The organism is Rhizobium sp. 62_C5_N11_2 (genome assembly GCF_051811185.1).
Lineage (GTDB): Bacteria > Pseudomonadota > Alphaproteobacteria > Rhizobiales > Rhizobiaceae > Rhizobium > Rhizobium leguminosarum.
Map to the genome: position 1 here is coordinate 432,852 of NZ_JBPWPW010000002.1, position 19,073 is coordinate 451,924.

General features: G+C 60.5%; 6 protein-coding genes and 3 pseudogenes (1 of these 9 only partly in view). 3 read left to right on the forward strand and 6 right to left on the reverse strand.

The annotated features are described in order from the left end of the window. The 4 genes and pseudogenes from AB8B31_RS25590 to ligD form a co-directional block, all read right to left on the reverse strand. Positions 1–11,380 carry the beginning of an Ig-like domain-containing protein gene (locus AB8B31_RS25590; protein ID WP_439007589.1) on the reverse strand. 16,643 nt of this gene lie to the left of the window's left edge, so 11,380 of the gene's 28,023 nt are visible here — the first part of the coding sequence; the start codon lies at positions 11,378–11,380; its stop codon lies beyond the left edge, outside the window. Positions 11,381–11,473: 93 nt separating this feature from the next. Further along, a pseudogene (locus AB8B31_RS25595) lies at positions 11,474–11,671 on the reverse strand (LEPR-XLL domain-containing protein); the annotation flags it as partial. 503 nt (positions 11,672–12,174) lie between these two features. Beyond that, positions 12,175–12,453: pseudogene (locus AB8B31_RS25600) on the reverse strand (SOS response-associated peptidase); the annotation flags it as partial. A 63-nt stretch (positions 12,454–12,516) separates the two neighbouring features. Further along, on the reverse strand, positions 12,517–13,581 hold the full coding sequence (ligD, locus tag AB8B31_RS25605; RefSeq protein WP_439007556.1) for a non-homologous end-joining DNA ligase: 1,065 nt from the start codon (positions 13,579–13,581) through the stop codon (positions 12,517–12,519). 282 nt (positions 13,582–13,863) lie between these two features. Between ligD and AB8B31_RS25610 the strand changes: the two genes are divergently transcribed. The 3 genes and pseudogenes from AB8B31_RS25610 to AB8B31_RS25620 all read left to right on the forward strand — a co-directional run. Beyond that, entirely contained in the window at positions 13,864–14,616 is a 753-nt protein-coding gene (locus AB8B31_RS25610; protein WP_439007557.1) for an ImuA family protein, read from the forward strand. Then, a complete protein-coding gene (locus AB8B31_RS25615) occupies positions 14,537–16,048 on the forward strand; it encodes a Y-family DNA polymerase (RefSeq protein ID WP_439007558.1) in 1,512 nt (503 codons plus the stop codon). The genes AB8B31_RS25610 and AB8B31_RS25615 overlap by 80 nt, the downstream gene beginning before the upstream one ends. Then, a pseudogene (locus AB8B31_RS25620) lies at positions 16,045–16,767 on the forward strand (PHP domain-containing protein); the annotation flags it as partial. The gene AB8B31_RS25615 and the pseudogene AB8B31_RS25620, both read left to right, overlap by 4 nt. A 114-nt stretch (positions 16,768–16,881) precedes the next feature. Here the strand turns inward: AB8B31_RS25620 and AB8B31_RS25625 are convergent. Then, positions 16,882–18,069: an aminotransferase class V-fold PLP-dependent enzyme gene (locus AB8B31_RS25625; RefSeq protein WP_439007559.1), complete on the reverse strand. Its 1,188-nt coding sequence runs from the start codon at positions 18,067–18,069 to the stop codon at positions 16,882–16,884. A gap of 125 nt (positions 18,070–18,194) precedes the next feature. After that, complete coding sequence (locus AB8B31_RS25630; protein ID WP_011654686.1) at positions 18,195–19,034, reverse strand: ABC transporter substrate-binding protein; 840 nt, start codon at positions 19,032–19,034, stop codon at positions 18,195–18,197. Positions 19,035–19,073 lie beyond the last annotated feature (39 nt).

The following is a 19,073-nucleotide window of genomic DNA, read 5'->3' on the forward strand; positions in this document are numbered from 1 at the left end:
GCGCTTCGCCGAGATCCTCGCTTGTGTTCCCGACGTCAGGCAGAGCACCAAGGTCGGGTCCGGACCCGTCGTCGGGTGCCAGCACGCCAAGAGGCGGCTTTTCGGTATTGCCGGCATTGTCGGTTGCGAGCGCCAGGAACTCGTAAGCGTGGCCCTCGCGCCCCTGGAAAATCGCGAACGACCCCGTTGTCTGGCGCTGCCAGATCTGGAAGTCCCCGCCATCTTCAGCGACATAGACGGTGACGTGCTTGACGCCGGACCCGCCGGCCTCGTCACTTGCGCTCCAGCGCACCTCGTAATTGGCTCCTTGGATGAGCTTTGCCGTCAGCGCCGTCTGTGGGCCGGCGGCATCCAGGGTCTGGACAAGCTTCACCGTCTCCTGCGGCGCCATCGTGTTGAACAGAACCCGGGCCTGGGCCGCAATCGTCGTGCCGGTGGCCAGGTCGTCCTTGGGGCGGACAGAATAGCTGACCGAGCCCAGTCCCGCGCCCTGCGCATTGTTGGCGGGCAGGAGCCCGCGCGACATATCCTGGATCACCTCTCCGGTTTCGGGGTCGATCGCCTGCAGCACCCATTTCGCCGTCGCAGCGCCAATATCGATGCCTGCGGACACCCGCAGGATGAAACCCTTCGAACGGGTGAAGTCGAAATCTCCCTGGAAAAGGGACCGGTTGTCCGGGATATGGACGCTGATATCGCCGATCTTCAGGTCGCCGAGACGGAACGAGTAGGGATCGAGATTGGGATCGAGTTTGGTGACGATGGTAATCTCGCCGGGATGGGCCGCGGCGTTCTGCGGATTTTCGAAGCGGATCGAATAGGGAAGGGCCACGTCCGCAGGCAGAAACTGCTTGTCGCCGACCCCTTGCGGGCCGACAATGGTCGCCAGTTCGCCGACGGCTGCCGCCTGCTGGTAATAGCGGGAAAAATCAAGCGGTGTGAGTTCGTTCGAACCGGCCACCGAGCCGAAGTCCGGCAAGGCGATCGTGCTACCGCCTGCTCCTCGCTGGTCGAAGCGAATCCAGGGCACGAAGACATTGAAGTTTTCGAAATAGGTCCTTTGCGAAAGGCCAAGGTCGAAGTCGGAATAGTTCGACAGCGCCGGGACCGGGATTTCGAGCGTGTAACAATCGTTCTCACGCTTATCCCAATGGTCGATCGCGGCAAGCGTGCCAGGCTCGTCGCCGTACCATGTGTGGATCTGCTCGAAAAACGAGACCAGGTTGCCGTCGCTGCGGATTTCGTTGCCGGCCGCGCCAAACAGAACGCCGGTGGACAAGAGCGACAGCAGGCTCTGGACGGTCGGATCCTGGACGATCGGCGGAGCCTGGTCTACTGGACGCAGTATGCCGGCAAGCTCGAGCGCCGCAAGATAACCGGTCTCCCACGCCTTTGCGTCGCCAGCGAGATTGAGCAGGGCCGCATTGGCGGTTCGATCGGCAAGGATCTTCGTTCTAAGGTCCGCCGCATCATGCTTCTGCTGCGCTATGAACTCGTCGCGTGTCATTGGTGTTGCCGCGGCCACGACGTTGAACTGGAAGGGGATGAAAAACTCCCGGCATTCGTCCGGAATGGCGCCAAGCTTCATGTAGAGGTCGTAGAGCCCCTGATACAGAATATCGAGGGTATGGGGACCGGCGTCGAGCTTCCCTTGCAACTCGGGCATTGCGCTATAGACCCGCTCCTTAAAGGCGTCCCAGGCGCGATCATGCATCTCGCGCAATCCCGGATAGGTCGCCACATTGAAGCTGAGACCGGTGAAGGAGCCGGCCGGCATGTTGTAGACATAGCCTGGCGCCAGGGTCGTGCCCGTGACGTTGGCCTGCGACTCCAGGTTTGCCCACGGCACGTCCTCACCATCGGCGGGCTGGGTGCCGCCGCGCAGGTTGGTCTGGAACGTCACATAGGGAAGATTGTATATAACGGCGTTCGTCTGCAGTTCCGGAATGCCATAGGTGAAGTACACATAGGGGGTGTCGACATTGGTCAGTGACTGGAACGAGATTCCATAGGTCCCTGTATCGCCTGCTAGCAGCACGCGGGGCCCACCGAGCCCGATGGTGACATCTGGCTCGAGAGCCCGCTCGATCAGATAGCGATAGGGCTCGATCGCCGTTGATCCGTCAGGATTGATGACCTTGACGTCGTAAAGCCCATGTGGAGCGGCGGTGAAATCGAAGGTCGCCCTGATATGGGTTGAATCGATGATCTCATAGCGCGCGGGTTCGAATTCGGCGATGCCGGGCCGAACCAATTTTACGATGGCGTCCTTCGAGAATTTGGCGCCGTAGACGTCAAAGGTGACCCAGCGGCTGTCACCGCCTCTGTCGACCTCGACGCGGCTGATCGCGAAGGGTGCGATCTCGGCGAGCAGCGTGACCGCCGTGTCATTCTGCGGCTCGCTATGGCCACGAACCACGACATAGTATTCGCCGGCTTTGGTCGACGCGATGACTGCCGTCTGGTCGGCACGCAACGGATCCTGGTACATGGCATCGAAGAGGCTGCCGGTCGGCACGTCGCCGTAGCGAATGAACAGTTCGTTCGACGCGTTAGGATCGGATCCGGTCAATCGGACCTTCAGGGTTTCTCCTTGCGGAACGACGACGCGGAAGACGCGCACCTGATCTGTGCTGAGCGTCGTCTGCAAAGGCACGCCGACATGCATTTCATCAACGGTGACGGACAATGCATTGAGGGAGGGTGCGGTGTTGTTCTTTTCGGCGGCCGCGTTGAAGGGCCCTTCATAGAGTTCGTTGTAGATGTCCGTGCGGACGATCAGCCGGTATTGCCCGACCTTGCTTGCGGGCAATGCAGCCGTGAGGCTCGACGTATAGGTATCGTTCGTTAGAAGCGATCCCGTGAACGTCACGCGCCCGAGAAGCCGGTCGTTGATATCCCATGCCCCATCCTCGGACAGATAGACGGCGTCCGTCCAGGATCCTTGCGCCGGATTGGAGCCCTGGTTGCGAACGCTCCAGCTGATCGCCAGTGCGTCTCCCGCCTTCGCGGCCGACGGTGTCGCGACATTGCTGTCGACGACCAGATCCGATGGCGGCGGCAGCTCGAAGATGACCGGCTGGGCACTGGCCCTTGCATTGTTGGTTTCAAGCTTGCCCTCGAATACCGCGCTTCGACCCGTGGCGCTCGTCGGATCGGTGACGACAAACACATAATATGGGCCCTCGAGACCGGCCGGTGCCTTGAGCTCTTTCGAGAGCGTATAGTGCTGGCCGGCAGGAAGGCCGCCGGAATGGTCGAAAGCTGCGATGAAGAGATCGCTCTCCAGGTCCAGATGCTGGTCGCGGGAGAGATAGACGAGGTCCGACCATTGACTCTGGGAGGCGCGCACGTCACCCCGACCGGCGTTTTCGACCGTGAACGTCACCGTGAAGGCCTGTCCGACGGTGACATGTTCAGGAGCTGAAACCGCTGAGACCGTCAGGTCGGGCGGGTCTCGAAGATCGATCAGGAGCGGCTTTCCGGTGGCGTTATTGCCTTCGCCCTGAAACTCGGGGACGGACCCGCCGACCGGCATGAGGCCTGGCAGGTCGGGTGCGATCGTGCTTGGAAACGCGAGTGAAAAAGCCTGCGCGGACCGGGCGTCGGTTTCGACGATGATGTGGAAACTGCCCTCGATGAACTCCGGCAGGTTAACGTCCAGGAACGCGCTGTAACTGGCGCCGATGCTAAGCTTGCCTCTCCGCGCGAACGAGCCCAGCTCGTAGTCACCGGTGTCGAGCGAGCCGTCGCGTGACAGGAAAACACGATCGATCCATTCACCCTGCCGGGTTTCCCGCGTCCCGGCATTTTCGACCTGCCAGGAAATTCTGATCGTAGCGCCTGAGATCGCCGAAGCAGGGATAAAGAGGTTGCTGACCTTCAGGTCCGGTTCGCGATAGGTGACGGCAATGTCCTGCCGCGCAATGTTATTGGTATTATTAGTCCCTTCGAACACTGATTCGAGATAATGGCGCCGCACCTGGTCATCACCGGCCTTTGCCTCATCGAACTCTTGACTGACGGCTGTTCCTGCGGGCGTCGCATCGGTCAACACATAGATATAGTAGGGTCCCTCTGTGCCGGGCGGCAGGACAACCTCCGCACTTTCACTGTAGCTTGCACCCGAACGCAACCCGCTTACGTTGCTGTGGACATAGGTCGTCAGTAACTCTGCGCGCGGCGGTGTATTGGCGCCGGAGCCATTCTGGAGGTTCGGGTTCCAGACCGGATCGCGCGAAAACCAGACGGAATCGATCCAATAGGCGGTGTCCGGCCAGACATCTGCACCCTCATTCATGACGGTCCATTTGATGGTCGTCTTCTCTCCTGAGAAATTCTCTGCCGGCACTTCGATCCGCGTGACCTTCAGATCGGCTGGATTGCGCGTGATCTTTGAGGAGGTGACGGCGCTGTTGTTGAGTTCGTTCGTCTCTGCGATGCGGCCGGTGCCGTCGGGATAACGGGCATCGACGTCGACGATCAGATACATGCCCTGGATGGCGGGAGACAGATTGTAGGTGCGTTCGGACGTTGCCGTTGCGCCGACCGCCAGTCCTCCGCTGCGCTCGAACGTTTCCAGCAGCCATTCCTTGGCGCCCGTCTCGCCGAGCGTCGGGCGGTCCGAAATCCAGACCCGCTCGCTCCAGCTCACTTCGCCGGTATCGCCCGGACCGGCGTTCCCGACCGTCCATTTGACGGTATACTGGCCGCCGGCATCGATCTGCGCCGGTCCTTCGAGCGATATCACTTTGAGGTCGGGCCGCTTCGCAACCGTCTCGGGGCCGAAGACCTGGATCTGGCGTGCCTTGTAATTGTTGTTGTCGAATTCGAAGGGATCGTCGGGATTGGTGTTGTTGGCGAGCGTGTCCTCGAGGACAACGTCGTAGGCATCGCTCCAGGGCGTGATGAAGTAGAGGCCGGATGCAAGATCATCGGGGAGCTTGACCTTGATGATCTGATCGTAGCCTTGCCCGACGGGCAGCGCGCCCGTATGCGCCACTGTGCCCAGCAGGATGCCGCCATTCTTCGACGGGTTCGGGCGGGTGCGATCCTTGGTCAGCCAAACCGTATCGAACCAGCTGGCCTTGTCGGTCGTTGCCGAGCCATTGTTGGTGACTGTGAATCGCACCTCGATTTCCGAACCGGCGACGGCCTGGACCGGAGCGACAACGCCACCTGTCACGAGGTCCGAAAGTGGCTTTGGTTCGACAAAAAACGCAAAGGCGCGCTCGTTGTTTGCGTCGTTCGGATATTCCTCGACCTGGTCCGTCGCATCGGTGCGGACGATCAGATAAGCGTCGCGCCGGAAACGGATCGGGATTTCGATCGGTCCTGTGCTTGTCGTGTAGCGGCCGCCCGGATCAAGCGCCAGCCCATTGTCGTAGGTGCCAACCAGCATGTCGCCGGCGTCGATCTTGTTATCCAGGGATAGATAGACCTGATCCTTCCACCGGCCCGCCGTCGGCACGGTCCCCTGGTTGATGATCGTGAATTGAATGGAGGCTGTTGCCCCCGCCGGCACGCGCGCTGGAACGATCGCAGCATCCACCTGCAGGTCGGCCCTCGGCTTGAGCTGAACCCTTATGGTGCCATCGTCGCCCGTGCTGTTGTTCGTCGCAGCCGCGCCGTTTTCGTAGAGGAAATATGTCGGCTCGGGGATGGTCGCATCGTCGGCAGTGGGGACCAGCGCGTTGGTCACGATGAAGGCGCGGTAGCTGCCTTCGATCTTGTCCGGGAGGCGGAAACGCTCTGTCCGTGTGTAGGACTGACCCGAGCCAAGTTCACCGCTATAGGCAAAGGTTCCGACCTGGATGTCGGGCAGGTCTGCGGCCGACAGCGGACGTAGCACGATGCGGTCGCTCCAGGTCCCCTTTGCCACCCCTGGGCCAGTATTGGAAACCGTCCAGGAGATGTCGATCATGTCGCCTTCGACAGCGAGTTCCGGGACCTTGATCTCGGTAATCGTCAGGTCTGGGCTCGGAGAAAGCGCGATATCGACAATATTGGATGTCTTCTCGTTGTTTGCGGTGTAGACGAACTCGTAGACACCGCCCGTCCGGGCAACGACCCTGTAAGGGCCCGAAAGCCCGTTCGGCAGGACGATCTCCGCCGACCTCGGGTAGCTGGCATCCTTCGCAAGGACACCGAGATGGACGAAGCGTGCCTCGGCGATCTCGTTGCCCGTATTATCAATCAATGTGATCGTGTCGACCCACTGGTCATTGTCCGTGACGCCGATGCCCTGGTTCTTGACAGTCCAGCTCACCTTGAGCCTGCCTCCGCTCGTTGCCGTGGGCTCAACTTCCACGCCCGTGACGGTCAGGTCGGCATAGGGAATGGGCACGATGTCGACGGGATGTCCCGGCGTGGCCGCATTGTCGGCTTCCGATCCGTTCTCGAACACCGCTGAGCGGGCGTCGGTGCGCACGAAGAGCGTATAGCGTTGCGACAGGTCGCCCGGCAGGACGATCACCTCGCTGCGGTCATAGTGATCACCGACCGCAAGAGCTCCGTCATGCGCAAACTCGGCCAGAACCACATCATCGCTGTTGCCGAGAATATCATCCTGCGACGCGATGATCGCGTCATGCCAGGACAGCCTCTGCCCGATGCCTGTACCGCGGTTGGTGACCGTCCAACCGACCGTGATGCGCGCCGGATCACCGACTGTCAGGGTGGGCGCCGTGACATTGCTGACCGAAAGGTCGGCAAATGGCGCGAGCGTGACACTGAGCGGGCTGCTCGCGCTGTTATTGCTCTCGGCCTCGGGTTCACGCACGAGATTCTGCAGATCCGTGACCACCACCAGTCGGTAGGTGCCTGCAGCGGAAAGCGGCACCAGGACTGTGGCTTCACCGTCATACTGCTGCGAGATGCCCAGCCCGCCGGCATGGCTTATCTCGGCAAGCTTGATCGCATCCGCATTCAAGGTCTCGCCAGTGGAGAGGTAGAGAGTGTCGGTCCAATTGCCGAGTGCCGGTCCAGTGCCGGCGTTGCGCACATTCCAGCGGACCTGGATCATGCTTCCCGAAACGATCGCGGCTGGGGCCTGAACGTTTGAAACAACAAGGTCAGGATGGGTGAGCGTGAATGCGGAGCTGCCCGCATTGTTGTCCTCCCTCTCGATCTCGTAGACCTCGTGCCCAGCGTCCGCGACGACCAGAATGCGATAGCCGCCATCTGTGGCATCGGGAAGGGTCGCCTCGATCGCTGCGGTGTAGCTTGCGCCGCGGGCGAGATCGAAATTGCGCCGCAGTTCGCCAATCAAGATGGCGTCCGACAAGGTTCCGGTCTTGGAGAGATAGACCTGGTCGGTCCATGGCGAGCGGGCGTCGCCTTCACCATCGTTGCGGACCGTCCATTCGATCCTCTGCCGCTCGCCGGGCACGCCCGCTGCCGGCGCGCTGACGCTTGTCACGGCGAGGTCGGCCACCGGCGTTGACGACACGGCAATCGTCGATAGCGATCGGCCAATATTGTTTTCGGTCGCCTGGCGTTCATAGACTTGCGCCTGCGCGTCCGTGACGACGAACAGAAAGAAACTTCCCTGGAGGCCGTCGGGCAGGCGCACGCTCGCCCGTCCTGCATAGGTGCCGTCTTTGGCGATTGCGCCGGTATGGGCTACATTGGCGAGGATACGATCGGAAGCATCGAGTGTGTCGTTGGCCGACAAGATGATCCGGTCGGTCCAGGCCGTCACATCGGTGGCATTTTCGCCCTGGTTGCGCACTCTCCACGAGATATCGATCAATTCGCCGCTGCGACCGGTAACCGGGGCGGATACCGCCTCGACGACGAGATCCGATGCAGGGGACTGCAAATCAATCGAAACGGGAACGCCAGTATTGTTGCTTAGCGTGTCAGGTTCGATGTTCGCGCCTGCGGCGTCAGTGCGCACGGTCAGCAGGTAGCCGCCGTCGAGGCGTGAAGGAAGCGCGATCGTCTCCTTGCGCGAATATTCTCCCTCGGGAGCGAGTCCTCCCGCCCTGTCAAAGCTTGCGATTACGATGTCATCGTTATTTCCCCATATCGCATCGCGGCTGAGGATGACCGTGTCCTTCCAGGCCGTCGCGCCCGTGGCGACCGGTCCCTTGTTGGCAACGGTCCATTCCACCTCGATCTCTTGCCCTCCGATCCCGATGGCGGGGGCCGAAAGGTTGGTGACCGCGAGGTCGGGATAGAACCTCGACTGCGACAACACTTCCACGAAAGCGTTGTTATTTGACTCCGCGTTGACCCCATCGGCTGCTTCGATGATACCGCCGCTACCATCCTGATTACGATCCGCCGTGACAGTGATGACGAGCGTGCCGGCGCCCTTTGAGCCGTGCGGAAGTTGTATGCTCTGGCTGCGCAGTCGGCTCTGTCCGCTTGCCAGCGGGCCATTCCCCACCGCGGCCGGATCGTAATATGCAAAAGTCGTCGACACCGTCTCGCCGGTCGCGGCATTGACCACAGCAATCTGCGTATACCAGCCTGTCGTCACCGCGAGCGCGCCGCTGTTTATATCCTTCCATTCGATCGTGACCGTACCGCCGGCCTCGACATCCGTGGTGATGACACGGAGATCGGCAATCCTGAGGTCCGGCGCCGATGCGATCGTCAGCTGCGCCAAGTTGTTGGCTTCGGCCGTTCCGGTCGAATTGGTCTCGGCAACCTGGTTGCCGGCATCCGCCGTGATCTCGAAGGAAAACTCGCCAGCGCTTGCCAATCCGGAGGGCCATGTCAGGCTGTGATGGCGCGTCTGGCTGGCACCGGCCGCAAGGCCGGCCTGGCTCTCGGACGCGACATTTTCGACAAGGACAGTTTGTCCTGTGGAGAGATTGCGAATGCGGATCTGATCTGCCCAAGCGTTTCCGGTGGGCAGATTGCCGGTGTTGCGGACGGTCCAGGTGAGATTGACCGTATCACCTGGACGCCAACCCGTAGGCGGATTGACCCCGATATCGTCAACGACGAGGTCCGCGCCGGGGCCGTCTCCTGATGAAGGAATGGGAGCAGGCGCCGTATCGGTGACCTTTTGGATGGCGAAGGTGACGTCGAGGGGACTGTCGGGATTGGAGACATAGCCTTCGACGGCAAGCGTATAGGTTCCCGACAGGGCGAGCGTCTCGACGTCGCGATCGCCGAAGCCTTGCGACCAGACGTCTTTGCCAAAGGGGTCGATGAGGCGCCAGTTGGCGGCGTTTGTGCCATTCCTCCAGTCGAAGAAGAAGCGCTCTCCGGCGGCAGCATCGAAACGGTAGAGCAGGGTCTCGCGGCCGGTCGCAAGATTGCCATCGACCAGTTGGCCCGACGTGATCGGATTTGCGGCGGCAAGATCGAGCAGGCGGAAATCGTAGGAGCCGGTGGCGTCGTTGTAGCCGTCGACGATGAGCGTGTAGGATCCGGCCAAGAGTTCGAGCACCGGGCTGCCGGAAAGGCTGGCGGCGTCCGAATTGGTGAAGGGACGGGCGTCGATCTCCACACCGCGCGGGCCGATGAGGCGCCATTGCAGGTTCGGATCGTTTGTCAGGCTGTCGAAATAGAAGCGGCCAGCGGCTGCAAGGGAGAAGGTGAAGCGGTTCTGCTGACCGGCATGGGTGATCTCGCCGCCTGCCGGGGCACCGATCGCCATCGGCTTCGTTGTATCGGTGACCTTCTGGATGGCGAAGGTGACGTCGAGGGGACTGTCGGGATTGGAGACATAGCCTTCGACGGCAAGCGTATAGGTTCCCGACAGGGCGAGCGTCTCGACGTCGCGATCGCCGAAGCCTTGCGACCAGACCTCTTTGCCGAAGGGATCGATGAGGCGCCAGTTGATGGAGCCGGTGCCGTCCCGCCAGTCGAAGTAGAAGCGCTCGCCGGCGGCAGCATCGAAACGGTAGAGCAGGGTCTCGCGGCCGGTCGCAAGATTGCCCTCGACCAGCTGGCCCGACGTGATCGGATTTGCGGCGGCAAGATCGAGCAGGCGGAACGCGTAGGAGCCAACCGAGGGGCCATTGCCCTGCACCCGCAATCGATAGATGCCCGGTACCTTGAGCAGGAGGGTGGCATCACTTCCAATCGTCCATGCATCGGAATTGGCGAAGGAGCGGGAGGAGACCACCTCGCCCTGCGGACCAACAAGATCCCAGAGCAGGTCAGGCGTGTTGCTCAGGGTATCGAAGAGGATTTGTTTTGGCTGGGTGATGTTGAAGACATAGTCGTCCTGTTCGCCCTCTGCGGTGATCTCCCCTTGTTTGGTCTCACCCAGGACGATGTCTGCGCCGGTCGGCGCCGGCAGCTCGACATGGCCTTGCGAGGTGACGTTGAATGTATATTGCATCGCCCCGGTGGCATCGACCTGCCCTTCGAAAAGAAGGGTATAGACGCCGGTTAGAGGAAGGGTGAGTGTCGGGCTATCATTGAAAAAGCCACCATAGACCTGGCCGCCATAGGGGTCGATCAATCGCCAGTACGGACTGCCGGCGGTGAGGACCTGTCGATTGAGCAGGATCTGGTCGCCGGCTTGAGCGCTGAAGCTGTAGATCGCTGTCTCGTTTCCCGAGGCGAGCGTCCCAGGAACCTGCTCGCCCCGGATAATCGGATTTGCGGCGGCAAGATCGAGCAGGCGGAAATCGTAGGAGCCGGTGGCGTCGTTGTAGCCGTCAACGGTGAGCGTGTAGGCGCCGGCCAAGAGTTCGAGCACCGGGCTGCCGGAAAGGCTGGCGGCGTCCGAATTGGTGAAGGGACGGGCGTCGATCTCCACACCGCGCGGGCCGATGAGGCGCCATTGCAGGTTCGGATCGTTTGTCAGGCTGTCGAAATAGAAGCGGCCAGCGGCTGCAAGGGAGAAGGTGAAGCGGTTCTGCTGACCGGCATGGGTGATCTCGCCGCCTGCCGGGGCACCGATCGCCATCGGCTTCGTTGTATCGGTGACCTTTTGGATGGCGAAGGTGACGTCGAGGGGACTGTCGGGATTGGAGACATAGCCTTCGACGGCAAGCGTATAGGTTCCCGACAGGGCGAGCGTCTCGACGTCGCGATCGCCGAAGCCTTGCGACCAGACGTCTTTGCCGAAGGGGTCGATGAGGCGCCAGTTGGCGGCGTTTGTGCCATTCCTCCAGTCGAAGAAGAAGCGCTCTCCGGCGGCAGCATCGAAACGGTAGAGCAGGGTCTCGCGGCCGGTCGCAAGATTGCCCTCGACCAGTTGGCCCGACGTGATCGGATTTGCGGCGGCAAGATCGAGCAGGCGGAAATCGTAGGAGCCGGTGGCGTCGGCCGATCCACCGACGGTTAAAGTATAATCTCCGGCAACAAGATCGAGTAGTGTGGAACGAGAGGCGGAAGCCTCCGAGTCGATGAACGGACGGTCTGTTCCTTCGGAACCGCTCGGGCCCGTCAAGCTCCACGTCAAATCACTATTTTCTAGAGAGTCGAAGTAGAGCTGTGCGTGTTCAGCTAGGTGGAACGTGAATTTGTCGGTCTCACCGGGGGTGTCTATCGACCCATGGACTGGCAAAAAATCGGCCGAAAGAAGCAGTCGTGGCTCAAGACTTTCGAATATGATGCCCGCAGTTTCGCGTGGCTCTGCTGCATCGTTTTTCTTTCTATTGTTTTCTTTCGATGAGGGCGAGTTGGAGGCTGACGACATGGCGTGCCCCGAACAACTGGTGCCCAAACGTTTAAGGCGAGTTGCAATATTCATTTACGCCCCCCGCGCAATGAGATCGATACAACCACTCCGGCTCAAAATTACGTTACCGTATATTCTAGATATATAAATTTCACCTTTAGAGGTACTAGTGGTAGGCAGCGCTACCTTCTGACGCGAACAGCGCAACCATAAGTTATGGCAGCATCCGGAGTAACGCTTTATTGGATGCGCGAAAATGTTCGACTGCTCTGCGGCAGACTTGAGTTCGCCTTCTCGCTTGCGTTCACGATCATCGTTCTGTGGAAATTTGCCAACCAGAGCGCCGCCGATTGACGGGGTAGTGCAGGCAATGACCACAGCAAGCGGACTGGCGCAGTTTGCCGGTGGAATTTACGTGTTTGTCAGGATAGCGAAAGCTCCCTAACTTCTGGCGACGATGACGCAAAGACAACAAGCCACCGCTGAAGCTCTATGGATGGCCCCCGAAAAGTGGTGCGGTTCACGCGAGAAAATGATCAGCGCGTCAGGCCAAATCCCTGGCTTCATCCCAAGGCGCCCGCATCCAAGTGCATGCGGATCAGCTCCTCGAGATCGAAAGCCTTGCCCTTGGCAGCAAGTTTCTCGGCCTTGATTTTGGCCGCCTTCTCAAGCGCGAAGCGCGGGGAGGGCAGTCCCCAGCGCGCATGGACCAGCTGCGTCTTCCCGTCGGCGGTGTTCCGGACGATTGGCCCCATCTGATCGGGGTTCATCTGGTAGGCGGGCATCAGGTTAATCAGGCTTTCGGCCCATTTTGCGACCCAGTCCCTGTCTTCCATGCGATAAAGGTTGCACATTGCAAGCCATCTACTCCGCTTCAGCTCGAATGACGGACAATCTAGCGCATGGCGGCGGTTTCGCTAGTCGAGCCGAAAGACCTCGGCATTGTCCTGGCGTTCTCGCAAGCCTTTGTACGACGGATGACGGAGTTTCCCGTCCGCCGTCCAGGCGCGAAACTCGATCTCGGCGATCAAGGTCGGTTCGACCCAGACAATATCGGCGCTTCCGGAATAGGACAGGGGCGGCTGCTTTCGCTTCCATCGCAGCGTGTCCAGCATCTTCCGCAACCTGATGACCTCGGCTTGCCTGAATCCCGTGCCGACGCTTCCGATGTGGACGAGCTCATCACCACGATACGCAGCCAGAATCAACGAGCCGAAGCCAGCAGCGAAGGTCGCCGACCTCTCATAACCGACGATGAAGAAGGCCTCGCTCTGGACGCATTTGACTTTCACCCAATCTCCGGTTCGGCCGGAACGATAGGGCCGATCGAGGTGCTTGCCGACGATGCCTTCCAGCCCGAGGCGGCAGACATGCTCAAGCAGGACAACTGGTTCGCCATCGAGTGTTTCCGATAGCCTGATGGCGCCGACTTGATCATTCTTTGGCCCGTTCAACGTGTCCTCGAGAAGGTGTCGGCGCGAACGGTATTCGACACCGCGCAGATCGTGCCCGTCCAGATAGATAAGATCGAAAGCGTAAAGGACGGCGTCGGAGGCACGGTTGCCAGCTTGTTTGCCGGATGCGCCAAGCGATTGCTGCAGCAGACCGAAATCCGGCCGGCCCTCTTCGTCGAGCACGACGGCTTCGCCATCGATGATCATCGTCGCCGGCCCGAGTGCTCGGGCGGCCTGCTCTATGGCCGGAAACCGATGCGTCCAGTCATGGCCGCCGCGGGTGAGGATCCGGATCCCTTGCGGCTCGATATGGACCGCAAGGCGATAGCCATCCCATTTCAGCTCCCAGCTCCACTCGTCTCCTTTTGGGGGATGAGCCTTCAGTTGCGCTAGCGCGGGTTCGACGCGCTCAGGCATGGGATCGAAGAGCAGCTGGGGTTGGGCTGGATTGCGCTTCCTGCGCGGCCGGGAACGGATCGGGGCCTCGGCGTCATGAAGGAGGGGTTTTGATCTCGGAGGCTTCTTCATCACCCCAGTTCAGCAGAAAAATCTTAAAGACACTGTGACGATACCGACTTGTCCCCGCAATTCACACAAAGGGAGTAGCGCTCGCGAATGCTCGGAAAAAAATTCGCAGGCTTCTATTGCGCTGATTCCCATGGGTATTCTGTTGATTCCTAATGTTCAGGATAATATTCCCAATCCTCCGGTTGCTTGACTCTTTTATTTGGTCGGAACAGAAAGGGAACATCCGCATTTTGATCGACATGATGTCGGCCGCCAACACGACCTTGAAGGGAGCCGTGAACGATGACTGCTGCCCGTGAACGGGTGATTACCGACCTGCGCGAGCGCATCGCCTCGCTGGAGGGCGTGTCAGCCAGAAAGGCTGGCTGTCTGTCCTTCGGCGTGCCGGAAATCGATGCGGTCCTGCCGGGCGGTGGTTTGGCCTATGGTGCCCTGCACGAATTTGCCGGCGGCGGGTCGGGCACGGTTGATGGCGCGGCGGCAGCGCTTTTTGCGGCGGGGATAGCTGCCCGCACCAAAGGTCCCGTTGTCTGGTGCCTGACGCGTCCCGATCTCTTCTTTCCTGCACTCGCCCAGGTCGGACTGCATGCTGACAGGGTGATCTTCGTCGAGTCCGACAAGGAAGAAGATGTGCTCGCCAACATGGAGGAGGGGCTGTCCTTCGGTGGGCTCGGCGCGGTCGTCGGTGAACTCGTTCGCCTGCCGATGGTCAGCTCGCGCCGGCTGCAGCTGGTGGCCGAGCGAACGGGCACGATGGCGCTCGCCGTCCGGCGATGGCGTCGGCAGACGGAGGCCAACGATTTCGGACAGCCGACGGCGTCGACCACGCGATGGCGGGTGAGCGTCATGCCGTCGGAGGAATTGCCAGTGCCGGGTGTGGGAAGGGCCCAGTGGTTGCTGGAATTGATGCGCGTGAAAGCGGGTGAATGTGCTGAGTTTCTCGTGAGGGCGTGCGATGACAAGGGTCGTCTCGATCTATCTTCCGGATCTGCCGACGGATCGTATTCGTCGCGCCGATCCGTCAATTCCGCCTGAACAGGCGATCGCCGTGATCGCCAGGAGCGGCTCGAAACGCTGGGTATCGGCGGCCGACGCGGCCGCCCGAAAGGCCGGCGTGCATGTCGGCATGCCGGCCGCCAAAGCACAGGCGCTGTTCCGCGGCCTGATGCTGGTCGATGCGGATCCTGTAAAGGATGCCGCAGCACTCGAACGCATTACCCTTTGGGCGCTGACGCTCTATTCTCCGATCGTCGCAGTCGATGGGGTCGACGGGATCGTCATGGATACCGAGGGTGCCGACCATCTGCAAGGCGGCGAGCTGCCGATGGTGACGAAGATCGCCAATCAGTTCCTGGCAAAAAAACTCACTCCCCGTGTCGCGATCGCCGACACCTGGGGTGCAGCCCACGCCTGCGCCCGTGTCATCAGCCGCGAAACGGTCATCGTGCCTTCAGGTGAGACCGTCCGCGCCGTCGAAAAGCTGCCGATATCGTTGCTGCGCCTTCCGGGAAAGGTTGTCAGCGATCTGCGCACGCTTGGCTTCCAGACGATCGGCGAATTGGCCAACATGCCGCGCGCGCCGCTGACGCTTCGTTTCGGTCCGGAGATTGGCCGGCGGCTCGACCAGATGTTCGGCCGGGTTCCCGAACCAATCGATCCGATCCGCACCGCCGAAACGATCGAGGTCTCCAGAGCCTTCGCCGAGCCGATCGGTGCTGCCGAAACCATCAACAAATATGTCGGCCGGCTGGTCGTACAACTGATCGAGGAACTGCAGAAACGCGGCCTTGGTGTTCGGCGCGCCGACCTGATCGTCGAGAAGGTTGACGGAACACGGCAGGCGATCCGTGCCGGCACGGTGAAGCCGGTGCGCGATGTCGGGTGGCTGACGAAGCTGTTTCGCGACCGGACGGAAAAGATCGAACCCGGCTTCGGGATCGAGAAGCTCAACCTGGTTGCGGTGATAGTCGAGCCGCTGGAGGAGCGCCAGAAATCCTCCTCGCTGGTCGAGGAGGAAGTGAAGGACGTGACGCCGCTGATCGATATCTACGGCAATCGCGGCCAGCGCGTCTATCGGGTGGCACCGGTTGCCTCCGACGTGCCAGAGCGCTCCGTTCAACGCATCAGCGCCGCGGCCGACCCGGTCGAGGTCACCTGGGTCAGCCATTGGCGCCGGCCGGTGCGGCTGCTGGCCCGTCCCGAACTGATCGAGGCCATCGCCTTGCTGCCGGACCGCCCGCCGGTCTCGATTACCTGGCGCGGAAGGCGCCGGAAGGTCAAGCGAGCCGATGGGCCTGAGAGGATTTTTGGCGAGTGGTGGCAGCGTGACGCAGAGATGGAGGCGGTGCGGGACTACTTCGTCATCGAAGACGAGGCCGGCGAGCGTCTTTGGGTGTTTCGCTCAGGTGATGGCATCGATCCCGAAACCGGAAGCCACCGCTGGTTCTGCCATGGGATCTTCGCATGAGTTATGCCGAGCTGCAGGTCACGACCCATTTTTCCTTCCTGCGCGGCGCAAGCTCGGCGCAGGAACTGTTCGATACCGCCAAGGCTCTTGGCATCGAAGCCATCGGAGTTGTCGACCGCAATTCGCTTGCGGGAATCGTTCGGGCGCTTGAAGCATCGCGCGCCACGGGATTACGTCTCGTTGTCGGTTGCCGGCTCGATCTGCAAGACGGCATGTCGTTGCTGGTCTATCCGACCGATCGCGCTGCCTATTCCAGGCTCACCCGGCTGATCACGCTCGGTAAGTCGCGCGGCGGCAAGAACAACTGCATCCTGCACTGGGACGATGTCATCGCCTACAACGACGGCATGATCGGCGTCCTGGTGCCGGATCTGCCGGATGACGTCTGCGCGATCCAGCTGCGCAAGATGGCCGAGCTTTTTGGCGACCGCGCCTATGTGTCGCTTTGTCTGCGGCGTCGGCAGAACGATCAGCTGCGGCTGCATGAGATTTCCAATCTTGCAGCGCGGTTCAAGGTGAAGACGGTCGTCACCAATGACATCCTCTTCCACGAACCAGGTCGCCGGCAGTTGCAGGACATCGTCACCTGCATTCGCACCCGCACCACAATCGACGAGGTCGGCTTCGAGCGCGAGCGCCACGCCGACCGCTATCTGAAGCCGCCGGAAGAAATGGAGCGGTTGTTTCGGCGGTACCGGCACGCCCTCGCGCCAACTATCGGTGGCCTTTGTATTGACACCGTTCCTTGCTGTCCAGGATCACCGGAATTTGGCCGGAATGCGACAAATGCAGCATGCGCACTATCAAAGTGCCGCCTTCGAGCGAGTGGCGTGTTACGCATTGGCTCGGGACGCTGCTCCGCGTAATACCTCTGAGACCAGCGCAAGCTCATCCTCATTGCTGTAGTAGTGAGGCGAAAAACGGACGGCGTCGTTCCTGACGCTGCATTTCACGTCGGCAGCATCTAAGTCTGCAAACAGGACGCTGGTGGCCATCTTTGGATTCTTCAGCAGGATGATGCCCGACTGGGATTCTTCCGGCCAATCACTCATGATTTCGTACCCTGCGGATTTAGCCTGCGTCCGAATTCGCGCTCCGAGTTCCATAACATAACTCTCGATCTTCTCCATGCCGATGGAATCGATCTCTTCAAGCCTCTTGGCCAATCCGAAGATGCCTGCGCCGTTCTCGGTGCCTGGTTCGAACCGCTTGGCGTCTGGAAGAAAATCGAGAACGCGATGAAAGGCGAAGGCGTCGTTCACACTCAACCAACCGACGATGCGCGGCTTGATGCGTTCGAAAGCCCTTTCGGAGAACGCGGCGAAGCCGATTCCGACTGGTCCGAGCATCCATTTATGCGCGCTCACAACGAGGACATCTACGCCTTCGCCCTCCATGTCCACGCTCAGCACCCCGACCGACTGCGTGCCGTCGACGACCAACAATGCGTCGTGATCGGCGCAGATTTGCGAGAATCCGGCGAGATCGACCCGGAAACCGCTGTAGAACTGAACATGGCTCACTGCGACCAGTTTCGTCCTGCTGTCGACCAGGAAACGAAGATCATCTGGAGCAAGCGCTCCGTTGCGCGCCTTCATCGTGCGGATTTCCACACCTTGCTGGGAAAGCGTCTCCCAAATGAGAAAGTTTGAGGGAAATTCGAGCTCAGGAACCACCAGGTTGTCACCAGGCTTCCAGTCGATTCCCAAGGCGACGAGCGACAGGCCATGCGAGGTGTTCTGGATGTAGGCAATCCGTTCCGCAGTCGAGCCAACAAGTTTGGCGGCAAGGCTGCGTCCTTTGTCGCATGTCGGCGCGCTTGCCACCATGATCCCGGACGTGTCCGTGGCATGGAGTGTCGCCTGCCGGGCGATCGCATCCCGCACGCCGATCGATATAGGGGAAACAGCGGCGTTGTTCCAATAGATGCATTCTTTGACGATCGGGTATTGGCTGCGGATGACTGCGAGTTCGGCCGCGTTCAGATAGGTCTGGTGCCTCGTTGAAGCGTGTGCGTTCATACATGATCTCGGTGAAAAAATGGCGCAGTTTCCGTCTGCTCCCGTCGCTCGTGAATTTGGTCACGGCAAACAAGCCAAAGCGAGGGTGAAAGCGAGCGGATGGCGCTCATCCGCTCGTAAGGGGCTTATTCGGCAATCTGATCGACAGAGGTGATGATACGGGATTTTTTGACCGCCGCGAGCGACATGCCATACTTGTCGAGGACGGTCTCGTACTTGCCGTTGGCGATGAGTTCCTGAAAAATTGCCTGCATCATTTCAGCTGAGGCCTTGTCGCCTTTCTGGACGGCGACGCCTAAAGGTAGGACATCGTAGACTCCCGGAGCAACGACGAGCTTTCCATTGCTGGTCTGCTCGTAATATCCAGCTGCGGTGGAGTCGTCGAAACGAGCGTCGGCCCGACCTGTCAGCACCGCCTGGATCGTGTCTTTCTGCTCGGGATAGATGACCTTGTCGATCTTGGGCAGGTTGGATTTCGCGCAGTCCTCGCTCAGCTTGTCCGTGGTGAAATCGGCCGCCGATCCGGTCTGGACAGCCACCCGCTTGCCGCACAGGCTCTTCGCATCCGAGATGGAGTCTTTTTTGTCAGGGAGAACCATCGCCACGGTTCCTGACTGGAGGAACGTGACGAAGTCGACCTGCTTCAAGCGATCTTCCTTCACCGTGAACGTCGCCCACGCTACCTTGACCCTTCCGGCCGAGAGCGAAGGAATTTGAGAAGCGAAAGGTATGCGCTGAAGGTCGAGTTTAGCCGTGATGAGCTTCGCCGCCTCGTGCGCCAAATCCACGTCCAGGCCAGCCGGCTGGCCGTTTGCATCGACGAACTCAAATGGTGCGTAATCGAGCCCATTTGCGATTGTGAGCGTACCGGACGACTTGACGGATTCCGTGACCGGAACCTCCGCTCCGATGGCGTTCTGCGCAAGCGTGAGGGCGACGAAAATACCCAGATGCGTGGCTTTCATGATGATCCCCTTTTTTGGACGTTGGCGTTTAGCACGGGT